The organism is Kitasatospora sp. NPDC018619, assembly GCF_044391605.1.
Taxonomy (GTDB): domain Bacteria; phylum Actinomycetota; class Actinomycetes; order Streptomycetales; family Streptomycetaceae; genus Kitasatospora.
In genome coordinates, this window is sequence record NZ_JBISAI010000006.1 from 270,092 (window position 1) to 292,212 (window position 22,121).

Here is a 22,121-nt window from a genome sequence, read left to right on the forward strand (position 1 = left end):
GACCAGGGCGACGGCGGCAACGGGCGGCGGCCCGTCCACTTCCCGGAGGAGAGCACCTTGCGGCATTTCGGCCACCTCGCCGAGGACGTACGCGACCGGCTCTTCCTGGAGCAGCCGCGCGCGTTCAGCGCGCAGAGCGGGTCCGCGCTGCTGGCCACCGCCCTCGGCGGCACCCTCTACAGCCCGGCCACCAGGCCCTCCCTGGCCGCCGACATCCGCAAACTCGCTGGTCGGGGCGTGGTGTCGATGGTGCTCTGCCTGGAGGACGCGATCGCCGACCACGAGGTGGACGCGGGCGAGCGGAACCTGGTCGAGCAGCTGAACGACCTGGTCAAGGATTTCACCGACTCCACACAGGGCCACCCCCTGCTCTTCATCAGGGTCCGTGCCGCCGCCCAGATCCTCGACCTGGCCGAGCGGCTCGGCCCGGCCGTCGGACTGCTCAGCGGCTTCGTGCTGCCGAAGTTCACCCCCGGCAACGGCGGCGGGTACCTGGCCGCGCTGGCCGCCGCCGAGGCCGCGACCGGCCGGCGGCTGTTCGCCATGCCCGTCCTGGAGTCGCCCGAACTCGCCCACCTGGAGACCCGGCGGGAGCAGCTGTTCGGCATCGCCGAGCTGCTCGCCGGGCACCGCGAGCGGGTGCTCGCCGTCCGGCTCGGCGTCACCGACCTGTGCTCCGCGTACGGGCTGCGGCGCTCGCCCGACCTCACCGCGTACGACGTGGCACTGGTCGCGGCGGTGATCGGGGACGTGGTCAACGTGCTCGGCCGGGCGGACGGCACCGGGTACACCGTCACCGGACCGGTCTGGGAGTACTTCCCGGTCCAGGAGCGGATGTTCAAGCCGCAGCTGCGCCGGACCCCGTTCGCCGGGGCCTCGTTCCCGGTCGCCGCGGGGGTGCCGCGGGCCTCCGGCGAGGAGGTCCGCCGGCGGATCATCGCGCACGACCTGGACGGGCTGATCCGGGAGGTCGAACTCGACCGGGCCAACGGCCTGCTGGGCAAGACCTGCATCCACCCCAGCCACGTGCCGGCCGTGCACGCCCTCTCCGTGGTCACGCACGAGGAATACTGCGACGCCCGCGACATCCTCCGGCAGGAGCAGGACGGCGGCGGGGTCCTGCGCTCGGCGTACACCAACAAGATGAACGAGGCCCGGCCGCACCGGGCCTGGGCGGAGCGGGTGCTGCTGCGGGCGGAGGTGTTCGGCGTCGCCCGGGAGGACGTGAGCTTCGCCGAACTGCTGTCGGCCTGCCTGTGCGGCTGACCGCCCGAGACCAGCGACCGACCCCCGCACCACCGAAGGCAGGACCAGCAGTGACAGCAACACCCCAGACGTGGACCGGCCGTTGGGTCGCCGACCGGGCCGGGATCGCCCTGACCGGCTCCGCGCGGCTGCCCGAACTCGTCGGACTGGCACTGCGCTCGGGCAACCCCCGGCGCGCCCACCTGCTGGTCTCCACCGTGCTCGGCAAGCACGTGCCGCAGCGGCCCTCGGTGGTCCACGGCGCCGGGCTCGACCTCGGCCGCCGGGTCCGCGGACTGCTCGGCGCGCCGGCGGCCGCGCGGGCCGTCGTGCTCGGCTACGCGGAGACCGCCACCGGCCTCGGCCACAGCGTCGCCGACGGCCTGGACGCCCCCTACCTGCACTCCACCCGCCGCCCGGTGCCCGGGATACCCCCGTTCGGCGGCTTCGAGGAGGAGCACTCGCACGCCACCTCGCACCTGCTGCTCCCGGCGGAGCCCGCGCTGCTCGCCGGGGACGGGCCGCTGGTGCTGGTGGACGACGAGTTCTCCACCGGCACGACGGTGCTCAACACCATCCGCGAACTGCACGCCCGCCACCCGCGCGAGCACTACGTGGTGGTCGCCCTGGTGGACCTGCGCTCCCCGGCCGACCGGCGGCGGCTCGACGAGGCGGCCGCCGAACTCGGCGTCCGGCTGGACCTGGTGGCCGCCGCGAGCGGGGGCGTCGAGCTCCCCGAGGACGTGGTGGCACGGGCCGAGCGGCTGATCGCCGGGGCCGCCCCGGGCGACGGCCCGGCGCCGACGGCCGCCGCCGCACCGCTGGCCCGGGTCGCACTGGACTGGCCCGCCGGGCTCCCGGACGGCGGCCGGCACGGCTTCACCGCCCGCGATCGCGCCCGGCTGGAGGCCGCACTGCCCCGGCTGGCCGGACAGCTCGCCGCGGCCGTGCCCGCCGAGGCACGGCGGGTGCTGGTGCTCGGCTTCGAGGAGCTGATGTACACGCCGCTGCGCCTGGCGGGCGCCCTCGCCGAGCGGCTCGGCGGCGACCGCGTCCGGTTCTCCACCACCACCCGCTCGCCCGTCCTGGCGGTCGACGACCCCGGCTACGCCATCCGCACCCGGCTGGCCTTCCCCGCCCACGACGACCCGCGGGACGGCGGCTCCGCCGAGCGCTACGCGTACAACGTCGCCCCCGGCAGCGACCCGGCGCGGCGGTTCGACGCCGTGGTGCTGGTGGTGGACGACGTGGCCGACACCCCGGCGCTGCACGAGGGGGAGCGCGCGCTGCTCGGCCAGCTGCGGCGGGTCACCGACCGGGTGGTGCTCGCGGTGGTGCCCTCGCATCGGCCGGTGCCCGTGCCGCCCGTCGCGCGGAGCGTGCCGCCGTCGCCGTCGCCGGTGTTGCCCGCCCCGCTGTACGGGCCCGCGTTCTCCTCGTACCCGGCGGAGGAGGTGGCCTGGCTGCTCAAGGACCTCTCCGGGGTCGCGCTCGAAGCGCCCACCGAGGAGCGCGAGGAGGCCGTCCAGAACGGCGGCGCCCACTACGCCGAGTCGCTGCCGGTCGAGTACCAGCCCGGCCCCGGGTACCAGGACCTGTTCCACCGGGCGCTGCGCGACAGTGCCGGCCGGATCGCGCTCGCCGTCGGCACCGTCGCGGAGACGCTGCTGCGCGAGCGCGGCCCCGGGCTGGTGCTCGCCTCGCTGGCCCGGGCCGGCACGCCCGTCGGCATCCTGGTCCGCCGCTGGCTGGCCTTCGCGCACGGCCTGTCGGTGCCGCACTACGCGGTCTCGATCGTGCGCGGCCGCGGCGTCGACCCCGTCGCGCTGCGGTACCTGGCGGCTCACCACCCGGCGCGGGACGTGGTGTTCGTGGACGGCTGGACCGGCAAGGGCGCGATCACCCGCGAACTGGCCGACGCGCTGGCCGGCACCGGCTTCGACCCGGACCTCGCGGTGCTCGCCGACCCGGGCCGCTGCGTGCGCACGTACGGCACCCGGGACGACTTCCTGATCCCGTCCGCCTGCCTCAACTCCACCGTCTCCGGGCTGGTCTCGCGCACCGTGCTGCGGCCCGGACTGATCGGGCCGGACGACTTCCACGGCGCCAAGCACTACGCCGCCCTGGCCGGGAGCGACGTCTCGGCGGTCTTCCTGGACGCGGTGGCCGACCGCTTCGCCGAGGTCCGCGCCGCGGCGGTCGAGGGCGCCGGGCGGCTCGCCGACGACCCGCACCGCTCGCCCGACTGGGCCGGCTGGGCCGCCGTCGAGCGGATCAGCGCCGAGTACGGGATCGACAACGTCAACCTGGTCAAGCCCGGGGTCGGCGAGACCACCCGGGTCCTGCTGCGCCGCGTCCCCTGGCGGATCCTCGCCCGGCGCGGCGCCGGCGCGGACCTCGACCACGTCCGGCTGCTCGCCGCCCAGCGCGGCGTCGCGGTCGAGGAGGTGGACGGCCTGCCGTACACCTGCGTCGGCCTGATCCACCCCCGCTACAGCCGTGGGGCGACCGGGGGCGACGGGCGGGCCGTCGGCGGCGGGCACGGCGGGAGCGGTAGCACGGGGAGGGAATCCTGATGGGTGTTCTGGTGGCCAGCGACCTCGACCGGACGCTGATCTACTCCGAGCGGTCGATGGCCCTGGAGGGGCCGGACCGGTCGGCGCCGAGGCTGCTCTGCGTCGAGGTGTACCAGGGGCGGCCGCTGTCCTTCATGACCGAACGGGCCGCCGGGCTGCTCGCCGAGCTCGCCCGGCAGGCCTGCTTCGTCCCGGCCACCACCCGCACGCCGGAGCAGTACGGGCGGGTCCACCTGCCCGGCCCGGCCGCGGACCGGGGCCCCGAGTACGCGATCTGCGCCAACGGCGGGCAGCTGCTGGTGGACGGCGTGCCGGACGGCGACTGGCGGGCCGAGATCACCGGGCGGATAGCGGCCGGCTCGGCCCCGCTGGAGGAGGTCGTCCGGCGGCTCGCCCTGTGCGCCGATCCGGAGTGGACGCACCGGCGGCGGGTCGCCGACGAGCTGTTCGCCTACCTGGTGGTCGAGCGCGCGGCCCTGCCGGAGGGCTGGCTGGCGGAGCTGACCGGCTGGTGCGCCGAGCGCGGCTGGACGGTCTCCCTCCAGGGCCGCAAGGTGTACGCGGTGCCCGCGCCGCTCACCAAGAGCGCCGCGCTCGCCGAGGTCGTCCGGCGCCGCGGCGCGCACACCGTCCTGGCGGCCGGGGACTCGCTGCTCGACGCGGACCTGCTGCTCGCGGCGGACGCGGGCTGGCGCCCGGGGCACGGCGAGCTCGCCGACAGCGGCTGGACGGCCCCCGGCGTCACCGCCCTGGCGGAGGTGGGGGTGGCGGCCGGGGAGGAGATCGTCCGGCGGTTCCTGGCGGGCGCCACGGCGCTGCCGGTCGGGGGCTGACGCCGCCTGCCGGTCGGGGGCTGACGCCGCTCAGCCGCAGCAGCCCCCGCCGCAGCAACCCCCGCCGCCCCCGCCGGCCGGGGCCTGCCGGGCGGCGGCCGTGCCGCCCGTGACGGCGACGGTGGACAGCAGCTTCACGGTGTCCTGGTGGCCCTGCGGGCAGACGGCGGGGTCGCCCGCCCGGGCCATCGGGCGGCGGAGCTCGAAGGTGGTGCCGCAGGAGCGGCAGCGGAAGTCGTAGCGAGGCATACCGGCAGGGTACCGAGCGGTGCGCCCGCCGGTCTCCCGGTTCCGGTGTCCTTCCGGTGTCTTCCGGCAGCCCTCCGGAGGCCGCGCACCGCCGGCGGAGGCCGTGCACCGCTACCGGTGGCCGCCGAGGTCCCCGCGGATCAGCTCGATCACCCGGGCCGCGGTGTCCCGCACCGCCGCCAGCTCGGTCAGGAAGTGCCAGTAGTCGGGGTGGCGGCCGGCCGCCTCCAGCGCGGCCACCGCGCGGTCCAGCCGGGCCACCGCCTCGTCCAGCGGGCCGGCGTGCCGGGGGTCCGGTGCGGTGCGCCCGGCCATCGCCAGCCGCTGCGCGTCCCGGAGGGCGAAGCGGGCCCGCTCGATCTCCCGGTTCGGGTCGTGCTGCACCTCGTTCAGCTGCCGCAACCGCTCGTTCACCGCGAGCACCGAGCCGTCGGCCGTCTCCAGCAGCGCGCGGACCGTCCCGATCGCGGCGGTGGCGTCCGCCCAGCGCTGCTCGTCCCGGGCCCGGGCGGCCTCGGCGAGCTTGCGCTCGGCGGCGCGCCCGGTCTCCGCGACCTGGTCCGGCACCCGCTGGAGGTCCTGCCAGCAGGCGGTGCTGAAGCGGCGGCGCAGCTCGCTCAGCGCGGGCTCGACCGTCGCGGCCTTGGTCTCCAGCGCCTGGATGCGGGTCCGCAGGCTCGCCACCCGGCGGTCGATCTCCTGCGCCCGCTCCGGCAACTGCCCGGCGTCGGCGGCGATCGCCTCGGCGCGCTGCCGCACGTCGTCGGCGCGCCGCAGGGTGTCCGCGACGCCGTGCCGGGCCGGGCCCTCGTTCAGCCGGCCCAGCTCGGGCGCCAGTTCGGCCAGCCGGGCCGCCAGGTCGTCCGCCCGCAGGCCGGCGCCGCGCGCCCCGTCCAGCGCGGTGGTGGCCGCGAGCAGCGCGCGCTTGGCCAGTTCGACCGCCGGGGTGACCCTCATCAGCTGCTGCTCGGCGTGCTCGACGGCCGGCTGGAGACGGCGCAGGAAGTCGTTCAGCTCCGCCCGGGCCGAGCCGAGCTGGCCCCTGACGTCCTCCAACTGGCGCCTGGCCTGGGCGGCCGCGCCCGCGTCCAGGGTCTCGCTGTCCAGGTTGTGGGCGTCGAGCGCGGCGAGGTAGTTCACCGTGACCTGGTCGACCCGCCCGGAGATCGCCGCCAGGTCGGCCAGCACCCGCTGCGCCGCCGGGCCCTCCTCGGCCGCCCGGACGGTCTCCACCGCGAGCTGCACCTCGCGCTGGGTCTCCTCCAGCTCGTAGAACGCCTCCTGGGCCGCCGCCCGGGCCTCCCGGGCCTGCGCCCGGCCGCCCTCGCCGCCGCGCCGCCCCCACCAGCCGCCGCTCCCGGCCGAGGCCAGCCCGACCGCGCCCAGCGCACCCGCCAGTACCACCGGCAACACCAGGGCGTCGGCCAGCGCACCCCCCGCCCGACGCCGCCCCCGCCCGCTCCCGCCGGCCACCGTCACTGCGCGCTCCCTGTTCCGACCCGCTGATCCGGCCCCCATTCTCCCCGATCACCCCGCCGGCCCGTCACCCCCTCCCGCCCCCTGCGCCGCACGGCCCCGCCCCGCCCGCCGGGCACCCGGGCCGCACCACCCCCGGGGACCAGGTACCCTAAGCATTCGTCGTGCGCCCGCCGGGCCACGGCAGGGGGCGCGTAGCTCAGTGGTAGAGCGCTGCTCTTACAAAGCAGATGTCGGCGGTTCGAAACCGTCCGCGCCCACAGTGGGGAGCCCGGTGCCCCCGACCGTGCAGGTCGGGGGCACCGGGCTCCCGGCGTTTCGGGCGGCTCAGACCTCGATCACCCGCAGGGCGGGGTGGTCGACGGTGTTGAGGTAGAGCTTCTCCTTGGTGCCCTCCTGCTCCAGCTCGACGACCAGCCGGTACCGGTAGAGGCCGGGCCTGGCGGTGCTGAGCACGGTGCCGGCCCAGTAGTAGTAGACCGGGGTCAGCGGGGAGCGCATGCGGTCGGGCATGCCGTAGATCTTCAGCTCGGTGAAGAGCTTCCGCTCGGCCACGTCCTCCTCGTCACCCAGCTCGGTGTCGAGGACCACGATGTTGTTGATCTTGGGCATGGGCGGCCAGGTGCCGTCCAGCCTCCGCTCCATGTCGATCGGGCGGATGATCCAGTTGATCACCTGGCCCTGCTTGCAGACCGTCTCCAGCTGCCGGGTGCCCTGGCCGGAGCCGCCGACGCTGTTGTCCATCATGTACATCGCGTCGCCCAGCGAGCGGTTGGCCGTGGCCCGCTCCATGTTGACGAGCGTGACGACGTTGAGCTGGACCGAGTTCAGCTGCCCGGGGTTCTGCTTCCCCGTCGTGGAGCTGCTGGCACTGGTTGTCAAGGTTCCTCCTTCGAGTGCGCCGCTGCGAGCGGTCCCCCGCCCGGAGCGGTCCGCCGTCCAGGGCTGTCAGGTGGCCTGGCCGACCAGGACGGGCGACACGGTGGTGGTGATCGGCTCGACCTGGGTGCCCAGCCGGAACCTGATCCGGTACGGGACGGCCGGGGCGTCCTTCTTCACCGTCCCGGTCCAGTAGGCGACGTCGGTGCCGGGGTAGACCCGGCGGACCGGCTCGCACACCTCGTGGTCGATCTCGATCCCGTCGATGGCCACGAAGGCCTCGCACTCGAGCGCCAGCACGTTCCAGAGCAGCTGGTCGCCGGCCTTGACCCTGGTCCGCAGCTCCTCGGTGCCGAAGTCGGTCGATCCGCCGGCCTTGTTGGTGTCGTACAGGTACAGGTGGCCGTGGGTGCTCTGGGACGCCAGCATGCCCACGCAGTCCACCACCGCGGTGATCGAGATCGGGCGCTTCGGCGTGGTCTTCAGCCGTGTCTTGGTGGTCATCTACTCCTCCTCCTCGTCCTTGGGGACTGACTGGGTCGGCGGTTCAGCCGAAGGCGGCGGGGGCGATCGGCAGGTAGCCCATGCCCGCGCCGGTGAAGCCGTTCCGCTTGGGCTCCGCGGTGATCCGGAGCTTCGACTCGCAGGTGAGGTTGACCGGCTCCCAGGTCCACTCGCCCGCCCGCTGGACCAGCTCGTGGAGCTGGATCCGCATCTTGTAGGTGTACGTCCCGGGGCGGGAGGTGTCGATCGTCGCCGACCAGTACCAGCCGTCGGTGACCAGGTCCGGGGAGCCGTACTCGGCCGGGTAGATGATCTTCTCGTCCACGGCCTCGCCGAAGATGTCGGTGATCACCGGCGCCGGGTAGCTGTGGGTGTCCTGGCCGTGGTCGGAGACGACCCTGCCGGTCACGTCCAGGACCCGCTGCCCGGCGAGGGCCCGGCTGCTGGAGGCGCCGTTGACCCGGGTGCCGACGGCCTTCCGGATCCGGGTGAGCGCGGCCTCGGTGTCGCCGTTCGCCGTACCGGGCTTCTCGGTGAGGTTCGCGAGCTCCGTCAGCGCCTCCCGCTCGGCCGCCCGCGCCCGGAGGGTGTGGTACCCGCGGGGCACCGTCGGGGGGATCGAACCGAGGCTGTACGGCAGCCAGTTGAGCACCTGCTCGCTGGCCTGCGAGCCGTCGCTCCAGTAGGCGCCGTTGATCGCGGTGACCAACTCGCCGGTGCCCTGGTTCAGGGAGCCCTGGAGCTTCATGTTGTCGAACAGATAGGTGTTACCGGTCAGCGTCCGGGACTCCAGCGCGTTGCCGACGTCCACGAGCACGATGATCGCCAGTTGTTGGGCCATGCGCCCACCCTCCTTGTCGGTGTTCCGCCTACAGGCACATCAGTGCGGGCGAGTCGACGTGCAGCACGCTGTGCTCGCCCTCGTACATCTGGAGCTCCAGCCGGTACCGGTACGGCACCCCGGGCACCAGGTACGGCGGCACCACGCCCGTCCAGGCGTTGAGGTCCAGCTGCCCGCTCGACAGCTGGTGGCCGGCCGGCGGAGCGCCCTGCGCGCCGTCCGCCGCGCCGGCCTCCGCCCCGCCGACGGCGGGTTCGGCCGCGCCGGCCGGGTCCGCGCCGTGGGCGGCCGCGGCCGCGCCCCCGTCCGCCGGGACGAAGCTGATGCTCCGGATCTCGACGGGCGTCTGGAGGTCCACCGCCAGGGCGGTCCACTGGACCACCTGGCCGGGCACCACCACGGTGACCAGGTCGGGCGTGCCCTGGTTCTTGCTGTCGAACGACCCGTCGTCGATCAGACAGAGGTTGCCGTTGAGCAGCGTCCTGTCCGAGAGCGCGCCGATCACGTCGACCACGACGGCGATGTTCACTTGCGGCTTCATACTCACTCCATTCCTCAAACCAACGTTCCGGAGCGGCAGTCGTACCGTCCCGCCGGTCCTGTCAGCCCCGGTCGCGGACCAGCGGCACCTTGCCGACCGACGTCCGCTCGATCTCCGCGGACGCCCTGGGCACGAACTTGACCAGGAACCGGTAACCGGTCTTCTCGATCGAGGCGGGGTTCGCCTCGCCCTGGTTGAACAGCGAGAGCGAGCGGGGCAGCGCATTGACGAAGACGTGCTGGACGCCGTACGGGCCGAGCGAGGCGTCCGTCCGGTACGTGAGGCCGGCGACGTCGTCGACGGCGGCCAGCAGGGTGATCGTCTTGCCCTCGCGGTGGTTCACGAACTGGATCTCGTGGGCGACCACGTCCAGGTCGATCGCGGTGGCCTTGAGCAGGTCCTCCCGCACCGCCTCGTACGCCCGCGGGGCCGAGTACTGGCTGTCGTTCAGGTGCAGGATGTCCCCGGTGCGGCCGGCGAACTCGAACTGGCCGGTCTTCAGCCCCGGGCCGTCCAGCCGCGGGCGGCGGATCATCCGGTCGCCCAGCTTCAGCCGCAGCAGCGGGGCCTCGTGCCCGTGCAGGCGGGTGACGACCAGCTCGCCCTCCTCGCCCTCGGCGACCCAGCGGCCCTGCTCGTCGACGATCTCCACCAGGTGCAGGCCGGGTACGGCCGCCAGGCAGGGGGACTCCTCGGTCAGCTGGAGCCCGATGGTCTCGGCCTGGGTGGCGGCGAAGTAGCTGAGGATCGTCAGGTTCGGGTACATCGCCTTGAGCTCCGCCCGCTTGCGCTGCGGCAGCACCCCGCTGCCGTACAGCGCCACCCGGAAGCTCTCCTTGGCCTCCTGGCTCATGCCGGCGCCGAGCTCGCTGAGGATCGCGATGCCCGCGGTGATCCCCATCAGCGCCTTCGGGCCGGGGTAGGAGAACATGTGCTCCAGCACCGGGGCGGTGACCGGCCCCGCGCCGATGTAGTTGACCCCCGGCACCTGCGCCAGCACCCCGCCGACCATGGTGCCGCTGCTCCACATCTGGTAGTCCGCCAGCGTGGTGTACAGCCACTTGGGGTCGTCGCCGGGCAGGTAGCCGGCGAGCTGGTAGGTGCCCATGAAGCGGCCGGCCACCTCGTAGGTGTCCCGGAGCTCCTGGAGCGAGTACACCGACTCCAGCGGCTTGCCGCCGCTGGTGCCGCCGCTGGCCACGATCTCGAAGCCGCCGCGGTTCAGCGGCACCACCATGCCCGGGCGCGAGCCCATGAAGAACTCGCGCTGGGTCTCCTTGTCCGACAGCGGGACCCGCTGCCACTCCTCGTACGTCCGCGGCGCGCCGTCGACGCCGGCGCCGGACAGACGGCTGCGCCAGAGCGGGTTGAGCCGCACGGTGTTGACCAACTGCTGGAGGCGGCGCAGCACCAGGGCGTCCTGGAGCTCGTGCGAGGCCTCGCTGTACGGCGCCTGGCAGACCCGCTCGCACTCGCGGAGCTTGCTCGCGAACGAGGGGAGCTTCGCCACCGCGCCGACCGACTCCGGGTTCAGCTCCCACTCCGGGATCAGCCAGCTCGCCAGTTCGTCGACGCCGCCGCCGGGCGCGGCCGGCCGCCCGGGCAGGGCGCTCACTGCACTCATCGTCAATTCCCCGTCCTTCTGTTGTTCACGTTTTCCTGGGCCGTCGTTCGTTCGGCCACGATTCTTCTGTGGAATTCACCCGGCGTCGGCCAGCAGGTCGGAGCCGACCCGCCTGATTTCGCCCAGCAGCATCCGGAAGTGCTCGGCGGTGATCTGGTGGTTCATCAGGACCACCCGCAGGGCGGCGACGCCGTCGATGTTCACCTTGGAGATGAAGAAGTTCCCCCGGATCTTGATGCGGTTCCTGATCGCCACCTGGAGGCGGTGCACGTGCTCGTCCGGAAGTTCTGCCGGTCGGTAGCGGAAGCAGAGGATGTTGGCTTCCGGGCGGTGCAGCGTCTCGAAATCGGGTTCGCCCCGGAGGACGCCGTGGATCTCCTCGGTCAGTTCGCAGAGGTACTCGATCTTCTCGGCGAACAGGGCCCGGCCGTAGACGGACCACAGGGTCCACAGCGGCATGATCATGGGCCGCTTGGTGCACTCGAAGTTCCGGGCGCCGCTGTCCAGCTCGGTGTAGCGGTCCGGCTCCTCGTCGAAGACGTAGCTGGCGCGCTGCTGGAAGGCCCCGAGGCTGTCCTCCTTGTCCCGGTAGAACAGCAGGGTGCAGGGCGCCGGGACGAACATCATCTTGTGCGCGTCCCAGGCCAGCGAGTCGACCTTCTCGATGCCCCGCAGCCGGTGCCGGAGCCGGTCGGAGACCAGCAGGCTGGCGCCGTGCGCGCCGTCGACGTGCAGCCAGATGCCGGCTTCCCGGGTGATCTCGGCGAGCCCGTCGAGCGGGTCGAAGGCGCCGACCGAGGTGGTGCCCGCCGAGGCGACCAGGGCGAAGACCTTCAGCCCCCGCTGCTCCGCGGCCGCCAGGGCGGGCCGCACCTGCTCCAGGCAGATCTGCTGCTCCCGGTTGATCGGCAGGCGCACGATCTGCGACTCGCCGATGCCCAGGATCCCGGCCGCCCGGGAGACGCTGTAGTGCACGTCCGCACCGACCGCGATGGCCGGGCGGGGCTGGTCGTCCGCCGGGCTGCCGCCCGACCAGAAGTCCGGGAACACCTTGTTCCGGGCCGCCAGCAGGGCGGTCAGGTTGGCCAGGGACCCGCCCGACGTGGTGATCATGGCGAAGGTGTCCGGCTCCCACCCGATGAACCGGTTCAACTCCTCGGCCATGATGCGCTCGGCCACGCTGGGCAGCTGGCCCGCCTCGTAGAACGAGGACGGCTGGTTGACCACCGAGCTGACGAAGTCGACCACCCCGCCGAGCGGCACCACGCCCGAGAACTGCCGGCCCATGTAGCCGGGGGAGTGGACCGGGATGCCCGTCCGCACGTACAGGTCGGTGATGGCGTCCAGCCGCTTCTCGTCGAAGGCGGCGATCCGCTCGCGCTCGGAGGTCATCAGCGCCCTGGCGGCCTGGGTGAGCGTTTCGGGGTCGATCAGTTCCAGCCCTCTGATCGAGGAATCGGCCAGATGGCTTTCCAGCCGGCCCAGTACCGTCTCCGAATTCTCCCGGAACAGCCCGGGGTCGAAGGTGTCCGCCGGCATGACGCCGTCGTGCGGTTTTCCGACCCCGGGAGATGCGGTTCGGCTCGACTTCTGCGTGTCGAGCAGTGATCCGACTCCGCCTTTTTGCTCGATCGTCTTCTGATTCGAGCGAGATTCCACCATAGGAGCCCCCCAATGGCCCTTGTCGAGGACATCGAGACTTTCCCTTTCCGGCATGGCGCATGTCCAGTTGCATCACCCCAACGGGTGAACCTTCGTTTTCTATCCGCGTTCGATTGCAAGGCGTCGCGGTTCGACTCCGCCGGGTGATCACCGGTGATGCCGCTGGTCGGACGAGCGGCGCCGTTTATCACATTTCGAACGTTGCAATCGAACGATGCGGTAAATAATCGAACGAGCGCCGGGAATATGCGGATTTCTTCACCGGGCCGTTCGACCGGGCCGTTTCGGCCTTTCCGGCCGGCAACGGGCGGGCCGGGCCCCGTCCCGTGCGTCGCACCCGTCCCGTTCCTCGCGGCCGCCTCCCTTGTCGCACGGTGGCGGGCCCGGCGCCGGGGAGCGCCCGCCCCTGGCGCCGCACCCCGCGTCGGGGTCCGGCGGCGCCGGATGGTAGGCAGGGGGGATGGCTGAGGTGGCGTTCGACGCGGTGCTGTGCGATGTGGACGGGGTGATCCGGTTCTTCGACGGGGACCGGGTGGCGGAGTTGGAGCGGGCGGCGGGGGTCGCGGCGGGGACGACGGCGGCGGTGGGGTTCGCGCCGGAGAACGACCGGCCCCTGCTGCTCGGGCGGATCGGGAAGGCGCAGTGGGTGGACTCCATCGCGCGGGGGCTCGCCGAGCATGTGACGCCACATCAGGCACGGGAGCTGGCAGGGGCGTTCGCGGACGCGCCGTTCCGTGCGGACGAGTCGGTGGTGCGGCTGCTGCGGCGGGCGCGGCAGCGCTGCCGGCTGGTGCTGGTGACCAACGCGACGACGTGGCTGGACGAGGACCTGGCGCTGCTGGGGCTGGCGGACCTGGCGGACGAGGTGGTGAACAGCTCCCGGGTGGGCGCCGCCAAGCCCGACCGGCGGATCTACGAGATCGCCGCCGAGCGGGCCGGGGCGGCGCCCGAGCGCTGCCTGTTCGTGGACGACCGCCAGGAGAACGTGGACGCGGCGGTGGCCTTCGGCATGACCGGGGTGCGCTACCGGGGGCCGGAGGACCTGCGGCGGGCGCTCGCCGCGGTGCTGGGAGAGGCGCCCTGAGCGGCCGCCGGCCCGCCGTCGAGGTGGCGGGGCGGCGGGCCCCGGGCGAGGATCGGGGGGACCGGTCGGACCCCTGAGAGCGGTGGGCGGATGGCTGAACGGGTCGGGCAGACGCGGGCCGAGCTGTCCTCGCGGCTGAACTGGCTGCGGGCGGCCGTGCTGGGGGCCAACGACGGCGTGGTGTCGACGGCGGGCATCGTGACCGGCGTGGCGGGTGCGTCGGGCTCCCGGGGCACGCTGCTCGCGGCCGGGGTGGCCGGGCTGCTGGCCGGGGCGATGTCGATGGCGGCCGGCGAGTACGTCTCGGTCAGCACCCAACGGGACACCGAGCGGGCCGCGTTGGCGCTGGAACGGCAGGAGCTCGCGGAGGACCCGGAGGGGGAGCTCGACGAGCTGACCGACTACTACCGGGGCAGCGGGTTGACGGACGGCCTGGCGCGGGAGGTGGCCTTGGCGCTGACCGATCAGGACGCGCTGGCCGCCCACGCGCAGACCGAACTCGGCATCGATCCGGACGTGTTGACCAGTCCGTGGGAGGCCGCCCTGGCCAGCGCGGCGGCGTTCACGCTGGGTGCGCTGGTGCCGCTGCTGGCGGTGCTGCTGCCGCCGACGTCGTGGCGGCTGCTGGTGACGGTGGTGGCGGTGGTGGCTGCGCTCACCCTGTCGGGCTGGGCGAGTGCCCGGCTGGGCGGCGCCGGCCCGGCCCGGGCGGTCCTGCGCAACGTCGCGGGCGGGCTGCTGGCGATGGCCGTGACGTACACCGGTGGCGTGCTGCTGGAGCAGGTGACCGGGTGAACGCGGGCGGGCTGCCGCCGACCTCGGCTCTGCCCGACCTCGGCTCTGCCCGGGCGCGGCTCTGCCCGGGCACGGCCCTGTCCGGGCGCGGCGGGTCACGGCGCGGGCGGTCCGCTCGGCTCGGGCAGCTCGGGCAGCTCGGGCAGCTCGGGCAGCTCGGGCGGCTCGGGCGGCTCGACGGGCGAGCCCGGGCGGCCTGTGTTTGTGTGGCTGCAAACCGCTTGGGAGAGGTGAAGCGCCGTGACCATGCCCCCGTTCGGATCGAACGATCCGTTCTCCGACCTGCTCAGCCGGTTCTTCGGGATGAGCCCGCTGGCCTCCCCGCCCGCCGTGCAACGGGTGCCGATCGGGCGGCTGCTCAGCGAGTCCTCGCAGGAACTGCTCGCGCTGGCCGCGCAGCGGGCGGCCGAGGACGGTTCCAGCGACCTCGACACCGCGCACCTGGCCTGGGCGGCCACCCGGGTGGAGCCCTCGCGCCGGATGCTGGAACGGGCCGGCATCGACCCGGACCGGCTCTCCGGCGACCTGGAGCACGCCCTGCCCACCGGCGACCCCGGGGAGGTGGACGGCCGCCCCGCGCTCACCCCCTCGGCCAAGCGCGCGCTGCTCGCCGCACACGCCCGTTCCCAGGAGGCCGGGGCCTCGTACATCGGACCGGAGCACATCCTCGGCGCGCTGCTCGACCAGGAGCGCTCGGGCGCCGGCGTGGCGCTGCGCAACGCGGCGCCCTCGCAGGAGGCGCTGAAGTCGGTGCTGGAGGGGCGCGGCACCGGCGGCGAGCGCAGCAGCACCGGCGCCCGCCCGAGCGAGACGCCGACGCTGGACGAGTACGGGCGCGACCTCACCGAGGAGGCGCGCTCGGGCCGGTTGGACCCGGTGGTGGGGCGGGCCGAGGAGATCGAGCAGACCGTCGAGATCCTCTCCCGGCGGACCAAGAACAACCCGGTGCTGATCGGCGAGCCGGGCGTCGGCAAGACCGCCATCGTCGAGGGCCTCGCCCAGCGGATCGTCTCCGGGGACGTGCCGCAGAGCCTGCGGGAGAAGCGGGTGGTCACCCTCGACCTGACCGCCCTGGTGGCCGGCTCCAAGTACCGCGGCGAGTTCGAGGAGCGGCTGAAGAACGTGATCGACGAGGTCACCGCGGCCGAGAAGAGCGTGATCCTGTTCCTGGACGAGCTGCACACCGTGGTCGGCGCGGGCGGCGGCGGCGAGGGCTCGATGGACGCCGGCAACATCCTCAAACCGGCGCTCGCGCGCGGCGAGTTGAGCGTGGTCGGCGCGACCACGCTGGACGAGTACCGCAAGCACGTGGAGAAGGACGCCGCACTGGAGCGCCGCTTCCAGCCGGTGCTGGTGCCCGAGCCGAGCGTCGAGGAGACGGTCGAGATCCTCCAGGGGCTGCGCGACGCGTACGAGGCCCACCACCAGGTGCGGTTCACCGACGAGGCGCTGGACGCCGCGGCGACGCTCTCCGACCGGTACGTCAGCGACCGCTTCCTGCCCGACAAGGCGATCGACCTGCTGGACCAGGCCGGTGCGCGCGTCCGGCTGCGCAGCCTGAGCGGGTCCACCGAGGCGACCGGGGTGCAGGACCGGATCACCAAGCTGAAGCGGGAGCTGGACGAGGCCGTGGCGGACGAGGAGTTCGTCCGGGCCGCCAACCTGAAGACCGAGCTGCGGCAGACCGAGGACGAGCTGGCGTCGATCGCGGAGTCCCGCGAGGAGGTCGTCGACGTGACGGCCGACGACATCGCCCAGGTGCTCTCCTCCCGGACCGGCATCCCGGTCGCGGAGCTGAACGCGACGGAGAAGGAGCGGCTGCTCAAGCTGGAGGAGCACCTGCACGAGAAGGTGATCGGCCAGGAGGAGGCGGTCACCGCCGTCGCCCAGGCGGTGCGCCGCGGCCGGGCCGGGATGGGCGACCCGGAGCGCCCGACCGGCTCCTTCCTCTTCCTCGGGCCGACCGGCGTCGGCAAGACCGAGCTGGCCAAGGCGCTGGCGGCGCTGCTGTTCGGCGACCCGGACCGGATGATCCGCTTCGACATGAGCGAGTTCCAGGAGAAGCACACCGTCTCCCGGCTGGTCGGCTCCCCGCCCGGGTACGTCGGCTACGAGGAGGCCGGGCAGCTGACCGAGGCGGTGCGCCGCAAGCCGTACAGCGTGCTGCTCTTCGACGAGGTGGAGAAGGCCCACCCGGACGTGTTCAACCTGCTGCTCCAGGTACTGGACGACGGACGGCTGACCGACTCCCAGGGACGTACGGTCGACTTCCGCAACACCGTGGTGATCATGACCAGCAACATCGGTTCGCAGCGGATCCTCGACCACGCGGGCAACGTGGACGAGATCAGGGACGACCTGATGCGCGACCTGCGGCAGCAGTTCCGGCCGGAGTTCCTCAACCGGATCGACGAGGTGATCGTCTTCCACGCGCTCACCCGGAAGGACCTGCTGTCGGTGGTGGACCTGCTGCTGGAGCGCAGCCGGCGCCGGCTGCGGGCCCAGGACGTGCGGCTGGAGGTCACCGAGGCGGCCAAGGAGTTCCTGGTCAACCGGGGCTACCAGCCGGAGTTCGGGGCCCGGCCGCTGCGCCGGACGATCCAGTCGGAGCTGGACAACCGGATCTCCAACCTGCTGCTGGACGGCTCGGTGCGCGAGGGGGACACCGTGGTCGCGGAGGTGAGCGACGGGGAGCTGGTGGTCGCGCTGGCCCGGCCGGAGGCCTCGGCGACCTTCGAGGAGGCGGAGGCGAAGGCCGGGGCGGCAACGGAGGACTGAGCAGAGGGAAGGGGGCGTACTCCACGGGGAGTACGCCCGAACGCCACCGGTGGAGGACGCGCGGGCAGGCGGCGCGGGTCTAGCTTGTGGACATGATGCCGCCCACGTCCCCGCCGCCCGGGCCGCCTCCGGCGCAGCGGCCGCCCGGCGGGCCGTCCGGGAGCCCGCCGCAGGGCCCGCCCGAGCCGTGGCGCCCCCCGTGGGCGCGCGCGGCCCGGGCGGGCTTCCCGCTGGGGCTGGCGGCGGCGGTCGCACTGGTCCAGGTGGTCGGCTCGACCGCCGCCGGGCACGGCCAGCACGGGCGGGTCCCGCTGGACGCCTTCGGCTACCTCCTGCTGCTGCTCGGGCCGGCCCAGCTGGTGCTGCGCCGCCGGCGGCCGGTCGCGGTGGTGGCCGGCACCTCCGTGGTCACCGCCGGGTACCTGGCCGCCGGGTACCCGTACGGGCCGGTCTTCGTGAGCTGGCTCGTCGCCTGCTGCGCGGCGATCGGCTCCGGGCACCGCCGGGCGGCCTGGGCGGGCGCGGCCGGGGTCTACCTGGTGCACCTGCTGGTCACCTTCGCGCTGCCGGAGAGCTGGCAGCGCGCTGCCCCGCCCACCGGCCGCGTCTGGCCGGCCGAGCTGGGGCTGTCGGCCTGGCTGCTGCTGGTGATGGCGGGCGGCGAGCTGGCCCGCTTCCGGCGCGAGCGGATCGCCGCCCACCGGGCCTACCGGCAGCAGCTGGAGGAGCGCCGGGCCAACGAGGAACGGCTCAGGATGGCCCGGGAACTGCACGACATCCTGGCGCACAGCCTGTCGCTGATCAACATCCAGGCCGGGGCCGCGCTCGCGCTGCTCGACCGGCGGCCGGAGGAGGCCCGCAGCGCGCTGGTCACCATCAAGTCGACCAGCAAGGAGGCGCTCGGCGAGGTCCGCCAGGTGCTCGCGACGCTGCGCGGGCCCGGGGCGGCGCCGCGCGGGCCGGCCCCGGGGCTGGACCGGCTGGACGAACTCGCCGAGCAGGCGGACCGGGTGGGCCTGGAGGCGGAGGTGCAGGAGCGCGGGGAGCGGCGCGCGCTGTCCCCCGCCGTCGACCTCACCGCCTTCCGGATCGTCCAGGAGGCGCTCACCAACGTCGTCCGGCACTCCGCGGCCCGGCAGGCCGTCGTGGTGCTGGACTGGACGGACCGCTCCGTGCTGGTCGTCCGGGTGGAGGATCCGGGGCCCGCGGTGCTCGGCGACGCGGGCGGCTCCGGCAGCGGGCTGGTCGGGATGCGGGACCGCGCTGCGGCGTTCGGTGGCACCATCACGGCGGGGCCGGTGCCCGGCGGCGGCTTCCGGGTCCGGGCGGAGCTGCCGACACCGGAGGCGGAGAGCGAGTGATTCGGGTACTGCTGGCGGATGACCAACTGCTGGTGCGGGCGGGCTTCCGGGCCCTGCTGGACCTCCAGGACGACCTCACGGTGGTCGGCGAGGCGGACGACGGCGAGGCCGCGCTGCGGCTCGCCCGCGAGCTCGTGCCGGACGTCGTGCTGATGGACGTCCGGATGCCGCGGATGGACGGGCTGGAGGCGACGAGGCGGATCGCCGGGGATCCGGCGCTGTCCTCCGTGCGGGTGGTCGTGCTGACCACCTTCGAGCTGGACGAGTACGTCTTCGAGGCGCTGCGCTCGGGGGCGGCGGGGTTCCTGGTCAAGGACACCGAGCCGGCCGACCTGCTGCGTGCGATCCGGGTCGCGGTGGCGGGGGACGCGCTGCTCTCGCCGGGGGTCACCAGGCGGCTGATCGGGGAGTTCGCGGCCCGGTCGAAAGCGCCCGAGGCCTCGCCGCAGGGGCTCCCGGACATCTCGGCGCTGACCGAGCGGGAGCGCGAGGTGCTGGCGCTGGTCGGGATGGGGCTGTCCAACGAGGAGATCGCCCGGCGGCTGGTGGTCAGCCCGCTGACGGCCAAGACGCACGTCAGCCGGGCGATGCTGAAGCTCGGGGCGCGGGACAGGGCACAACTGGTGGTGCTGGCCTACGAGTCGGGGCTGGTGCGGCCGGGCTGGCTGGGCTGAGCCTCGGGGCGGCGGTGCGGGCCGTTTCCCGGGGTGGCGGCGCGGGCCGTTCCCGGGGCGGCGGTGCGACGGCTGCCGCCGGGCCTGCGGTGAGCGGCTACTTCCGGCGCGGCGTGTCCCGGGCGGTCCGTACTCTCCCGGGAGTACCGCAACTGCCGCTGCCGGTAGGACGCGTGACGAGGCTCCTCGGAGGCACGCTGTGGACAACTCGGGAACCACCCGAGGTCCGGGAAGCTCACCACCGAGGAGTTGGACACCATGTACACCCAGTTGGCCGACTGGCACGGCCCCGGCCCGTGGATCCTGCTGATCCCCCTGGTCTGGATCGCCGTGGTGGTCCTGGTGGTCGCGCTGCTGCGCCGCACGGTCTGGCGGCGGCACGGCTGCGGCTTCGGGACCGGCGCCGTCAGCGCGGCGGAGCACCCGCTCGCCGTCCTGGGCCGCCGCTACGCCGAGGGCGACATCGACGCCGAGGAGTACCGCGCCAAGCGGGCCGTGCTCAGTGAGCCGTCGCCACGGGAGGGCGCACGAGGAGGTGGCGGAACGTGACCACCTCGGGCGCCGCTCGGGGCGCCACCGACCGGGCCACCGGTGCCGTGCGGAGCCACGGCCTCGGCGGCCCGGTCAGCCGGCGGCCTGCGGGAAGACCTCCCGGACGAGCGGGTCCGGCAGTCCGCGCTTGCGCCACTCGCGGGGGTAGCCGAGCGAGACCTCCGTGAACGGGACGCCGTCGTAGGTGGTCCGGCGTGGGATGTGGAGGTGGCCGTAGATCATCGCCGCGGTGTTGAACCGGGTGTGCCAGTCGGCGGTCAGCTCGGTCCCGCACCACTGGGCGAACTCGGGGTACCAGAGGATGTCCGTGGGCTGACGGACCAGCGGGTAGTGGTTGACCATGACGAGCGGGACGTCCGGGTCGCAGGCCGCCAGCCGCTTCTCGGTCAGCCGGACGCGCTCGCGGCACCAGGAGTCGCGGTCCGGGAACGGGTCCGGGTGGAGCATCCGCTCGTCCGCGCAGACGATGCCGCTCTCGTAGGCGGCCGCCAGGGAGGCCTCCTTGGTGGTCGTGCCCGGTGCACGGAAGGTGTAGTCGTAGAGGAGGAAGAGCGGGGCGATGCGGACGGGGCCGCCGGGGCCCTCCCAGAGCGGGTACGGGTCCTCGGGGGTCACCACGCCGAGGCGGCGGCAGCGCTCGACGAGGTGCTCGTAGCGGGCCACGCCGCGCAGCTGGACGGGGTCCTCGGGGTGGGTCCACAGCTCGTGGTTGCCGGGCACCCACACCACGCGGGCGAAGCGCTCGGCGAGCAGGCCGAGGGCCCACTCGATACTGGTGGTGATCTCGGCGACGTCGCCGGCGACGAGCAGCCAGTCGCCGGGGTGGGAGGGCTGGAGCTTCTCCACCAGCTCGCGGTTCTCCTGGTAGGAGATGTGCAGATCGCTGACGGCGAGCAGCCGTCCACCCGTCGGGGTGGGTCCTGCCGGCTGTGCGTCGCTGCGGTTCCCCGTCGTCACTCCTGCCCCCTGAGATTGCCCGGCCGATGGGGCCCACCCTACGTGGCGGGCGGGGGGATGGGGGAGGGTTGCCGGGATCGGCCCCTCGCACCGTCGGGCCGACAGGCGGGGCGGGCCGGGCCGGGGGGGAAGGGGAGAAGAGGTCGGGAGCCTCGGCTGGACGGTGCCGGAAGGAGAGGTGAGGCAGGGCCGGGGAGGAGGCGGGGCGTGGTCAGGAGCCGAGGTCGATGAGCACCCCGTGGGAGGTGGCGGTGGTGACGGCGAGGATCGCCAGCGAGGCGATGCCGATGGTCAGGCCGAGGAGGGCGCGGCCGCGTCGGCGGGTGCCGCGGGCCAGGGCCAGGACGGCCAGGGTGATGGCGATCGGCCCGAGGACGATGTTGAACAGCAGCAGGCCGGGCAGGCCGAGGAGGAAGGAGGCGACGGCGAGGCCGTCGGCGTCGGCGGTGCTCTGACGGTCGGTGACGGTGCTCATGGTGGTGCGTCCTCTCTGGGGAGCGGCCGCGGGTGGGTAGGCGCAGCGGCCCGGTCAGCGGTGCCGGAGGCGGGCGAGGCCCTCGCGCGCGCCGAAGGCGAGCAGCCAGGCGGTGATGCCGGCGGAGGCGGCGAGGAAAACCGGGAGCGAGGTGTGGGCGGCGGTGCCGATCAGGATGCCCATGGCGACGAGGGCGGAGAACAGGATCACGGCTGACTCCTTCGGCTGGGACTGGGGCTGAGCCGACTTCAGTTGACAAGTGTTCACTGACTGGTCCTCACTCTACGTCCGGCTGGCCAAGTTCGGCAAACGCTTGTTTACTGAATGGCGTGAGTCACACCGTGGGGGCCAGACAGGCCCAGAAGCAGCAGAGCCGCCGGGCCCTGCTGGACGCCGGGCTGCACCTGCTGGCGGACCAGAACCTGGCGAGCCTGGGGGTGCGCGAGGTCACCCGGGGGGCGGGGCTCTCCCCGGCCGCCTTCTACCGGCACTTCCCGGACCTCGCCGCCCTCGGGGTCGCGCTGGTCGAGGAGTCGCTCGCCAACCTGCACGTCATGATCCGCGCGGTGCTCGCCGAGGCCGACGACGCCGAGGAGTTGATCGACCGTGCGGTGGGCGTGATCGAGCGGCACGTCCGCGAGCACCGGGCACACGTCCGCTTCCTCGCGCGCGAGCGGCACGGCGGGGTGCGGCAGGTGCGCGAGGCGATCGACGCCGAACTCGGCCGCTTCGCCGCCGAGGTGGGGGCCGCCCTGGCCCTCCAGCCGGAGTCCCGGGGCTGGAGCGGGCAGGACCTGCGGATGCTCGCCGAGCTGTACGTCGACCACATGGTCTCCACGGCTGCCGCCTTCCTGGAGGCGCTGGAGACGGATCCGGGCCGGGAGCGGAGGATCGCCGACACCGCCCGCCTCCAACTGCGGCTCATCAGCCTCGGCCGGGCGCACTGGCCCGCGGGGTGACTGCCTCCGGGGGCCGCCCCGGGCGGCGGCGGTAACCGGCCATTGCGGCTTGAGGG

Annotated in this window: 21 protein-coding genes and 1 tRNA gene; 11 read left to right on the forward strand and 11 right to left on the reverse strand. The window is 73.8% G+C overall.

Features of this window, described 5'->3' with window-relative positions; genetic code table 11:
- Positions 1-57 precede the first annotated feature (57 nt).
- From ACH5AR_RS12040 to ACH5AR_RS12050, 3 genes are read left to right on the forward strand one after another with little or no spacing between them, the layout of a single operon-like run.
- A complete protein-coding gene (locus tag ACH5AR_RS12040) occupies positions 58-1,266 on the forward strand; it encodes an HpcH/HpaI aldolase/citrate lyase family protein (protein ID WP_396301247.1) in 1,209 nt (402 codons plus the stop codon).
- A 50-nt stretch (positions 1,267-1,316) separates the two neighbouring features.
- Positions 1,317-3,821, forward strand: coding sequence for a phosphoribosyltransferase (locus ACH5AR_RS12045; protein ID WP_396301248.1), 2,505 nt, complete (start codon positions 1,317-1,319; stop codon positions 3,819-3,821).
- Positions 3,821-4,654, forward strand: coding sequence for an HAD family hydrolase (locus ACH5AR_RS12050; protein ID WP_396301249.1), 834 nt, complete (start codon positions 3,821-3,823; stop codon positions 4,652-4,654). The genes ACH5AR_RS12045 and ACH5AR_RS12050 overlap by 1 nt, the downstream gene beginning before the upstream one ends.
- A gap of 30 nt (positions 4,655-4,684) precedes the next feature.
- Here the strand turns inward: ACH5AR_RS12050 and ACH5AR_RS12055 are convergent, their stop codons facing one another.
- Together ACH5AR_RS12055 and ACH5AR_RS12060 are read right to left on the reverse strand one after the other, a co-directional pair.
- Positions 4,685-4,903 (reverse strand): zinc ribbon domain-containing protein, encoded by a 219-nt coding sequence (locus ACH5AR_RS12055; RefSeq protein WP_396301250.1) that lies wholly within the window; start codon positions 4,901-4,903, stop codon positions 4,685-4,687.
- Positions 4,904-5,014: 111 nt separating this feature from the next.
- Positions 5,015-6,421, reverse strand: coding sequence for a hypothetical protein (locus tag ACH5AR_RS12060; RefSeq protein ID WP_396301251.1), 1,407 nt, complete (start codon positions 6,419-6,421; stop codon positions 5,015-5,017).
- Positions 6,422-6,567: 146 nt separating this feature from the next.
- Between ACH5AR_RS12060 and ACH5AR_RS12065 the strand changes: the two genes are divergently transcribed.
- A tRNA-Val gene (locus tag ACH5AR_RS12065) sits at positions 6,568-6,639 on the forward strand.
- 67 nt (positions 6,640-6,706) lie between these two features.
- Here the strand turns inward: ACH5AR_RS12065 and ACH5AR_RS12070 are convergent.
- The 6 genes from ACH5AR_RS12070 to ACH5AR_RS12095 form a co-directional block, all read right to left on the reverse strand.
- Positions 6,707-7,261, reverse strand: coding sequence for a hypothetical protein (locus ACH5AR_RS12070; protein ID WP_396301252.1), 555 nt, complete (start codon positions 7,259-7,261; stop codon positions 6,707-6,709).
- 66 nt (positions 7,262-7,327) lie between these two features.
- Positions 7,328-7,762 (reverse strand): hypothetical protein, encoded by a 435-nt coding sequence (locus tag ACH5AR_RS12075; protein ID WP_396301253.1) that lies wholly within the window; start codon positions 7,760-7,762, stop codon positions 7,328-7,330.
- A gap of 43 nt (positions 7,763-7,805) precedes the next feature.
- Positions 7,806-8,603 carry a hypothetical protein gene (locus ACH5AR_RS12080; protein ID WP_396301254.1) on the reverse strand — a complete coding sequence of 266 codons (798 nt, stop codon included), beginning with the start codon at positions 8,601-8,603 and terminating at the stop codon, positions 7,806-7,808.
- Positions 8,604-8,631: 28 nt separating this feature from the next.
- Positions 8,632-9,144 (reverse strand): hypothetical protein, encoded by a 513-nt coding sequence (locus ACH5AR_RS12085; RefSeq protein WP_396301255.1) that lies wholly within the window; start codon positions 9,142-9,144, stop codon positions 8,632-8,634.
- Positions 9,145-9,205: 61 nt separating this feature from the next.
- A complete protein-coding gene (locus ACH5AR_RS12090; RefSeq protein ID WP_396301256.1) occupies positions 9,206-10,768 on the reverse strand; it encodes a hypothetical protein in 1,563 nt (520 codons plus the stop codon).
- A gap of 75 nt (positions 10,769-10,843) precedes the next feature.
- On the reverse strand, positions 10,844-12,307 hold the full coding sequence (locus ACH5AR_RS12095) for a pyridoxal phosphate-dependent decarboxylase family protein (protein ID WP_396301257.1): 1,464 nt from the start codon (positions 12,305-12,307) through the stop codon (positions 10,844-10,846).
- Between the two features lie 583 nt (positions 12,308-12,890).
- Here ACH5AR_RS12095 and ACH5AR_RS12100 point away from each other — a divergent pair.
- The 6 genes from ACH5AR_RS12100 to ACH5AR_RS12125 all read left to right on the forward strand — a co-directional run bounded on the left by ACH5AR_RS12100 (position 12,891) and on the right by ACH5AR_RS12125 (position 19,671).
- A complete protein-coding gene (locus ACH5AR_RS12100) occupies positions 12,891-13,514 on the forward strand; it encodes an HAD family hydrolase (protein WP_396301258.1) in 624 nt (207 codons plus the stop codon).
- 90 nt (positions 13,515-13,604) lie between these two features.
- Positions 13,605-14,309, forward strand: a complete 705-nt coding sequence (locus ACH5AR_RS12105) for a VIT family protein (protein WP_396301259.1) — start codon at positions 13,605-13,607, stop codon at positions 14,307-14,309.
- Between the two features lie 246 nt (positions 14,310-14,555).
- The gene (locus ACH5AR_RS12110) at positions 14,556-17,087 is read left to right on the forward strand and encodes an ATP-dependent Clp protease ATP-binding subunit (protein WP_396301367.1); all 2,532 of its coding nucleotides are present in this window, start codon (positions 14,556-14,558) and stop codon (positions 17,085-17,087) included.
- Between the two features lie 92 nt (positions 17,088-17,179).
- Positions 17,180-18,448 (forward strand): sensor histidine kinase, encoded by a 1,269-nt coding sequence (locus tag ACH5AR_RS12115; protein WP_396301260.1) that lies wholly within the window; start codon positions 17,180-17,182, stop codon positions 18,446-18,448.
- Complete coding sequence (locus ACH5AR_RS12120) at positions 18,445-19,122, forward strand: response regulator (RefSeq protein ID WP_396301261.1); 678 nt, start codon at positions 18,445-18,447, stop codon at positions 19,120-19,122. Before ACH5AR_RS12115 ends, ACH5AR_RS12120 begins: the two co-directional genes overlap by 4 nt.
- 258 nt (positions 19,123-19,380) lie before the next feature.
- On the forward strand, positions 19,381-19,671 hold the full coding sequence (locus ACH5AR_RS12125) for an SHOCT domain-containing protein (RefSeq protein ID WP_396301262.1): 291 nt from the start codon (positions 19,381-19,383) through the stop codon (positions 19,669-19,671).
- Between the two features lie 75 nt (positions 19,672-19,746).
- Here ACH5AR_RS12125 and ACH5AR_RS12130 read toward each other — a convergent pair whose 3' ends face one another.
- The 3 genes from ACH5AR_RS12130 to ACH5AR_RS12140 form a co-directional block, all read right to left on the reverse strand.
- The gene (locus ACH5AR_RS12130; protein ID WP_396301263.1) at positions 19,747-20,631 is read right to left on the reverse strand and encodes a metallophosphoesterase family protein; all 885 of its coding nucleotides are present in this window, start codon (positions 20,629-20,631) and stop codon (positions 19,747-19,749) included.
- Positions 20,632-20,842: 211 nt separating this feature from the next.
- Positions 20,843-21,106, reverse strand: a complete 264-nt coding sequence (locus tag ACH5AR_RS12135; protein WP_396301264.1) for a DUF4190 domain-containing protein — start codon at positions 21,104-21,106, stop codon at positions 20,843-20,845.
- A gap of 54 nt (positions 21,107-21,160) precedes the next feature.
- Positions 21,161-21,316 (reverse strand): hypothetical protein, encoded by a 156-nt coding sequence (locus ACH5AR_RS12140; RefSeq protein ID WP_396301265.1) that lies wholly within the window; start codon positions 21,314-21,316, stop codon positions 21,161-21,163.
- Between the two features lie 119 nt (positions 21,317-21,435).
- Here ACH5AR_RS12140 and ACH5AR_RS12145 point away from each other — a divergent pair, with 119 nt between their 5' ends.
- A complete protein-coding gene (locus tag ACH5AR_RS12145) occupies positions 21,436-22,065 on the forward strand; it encodes a TetR family transcriptional regulator (RefSeq protein ID WP_396301266.1) in 630 nt (209 codons plus the stop codon).
- The last annotated feature ends 56 nt before the right edge of the window (positions 22,066-22,121 follow it).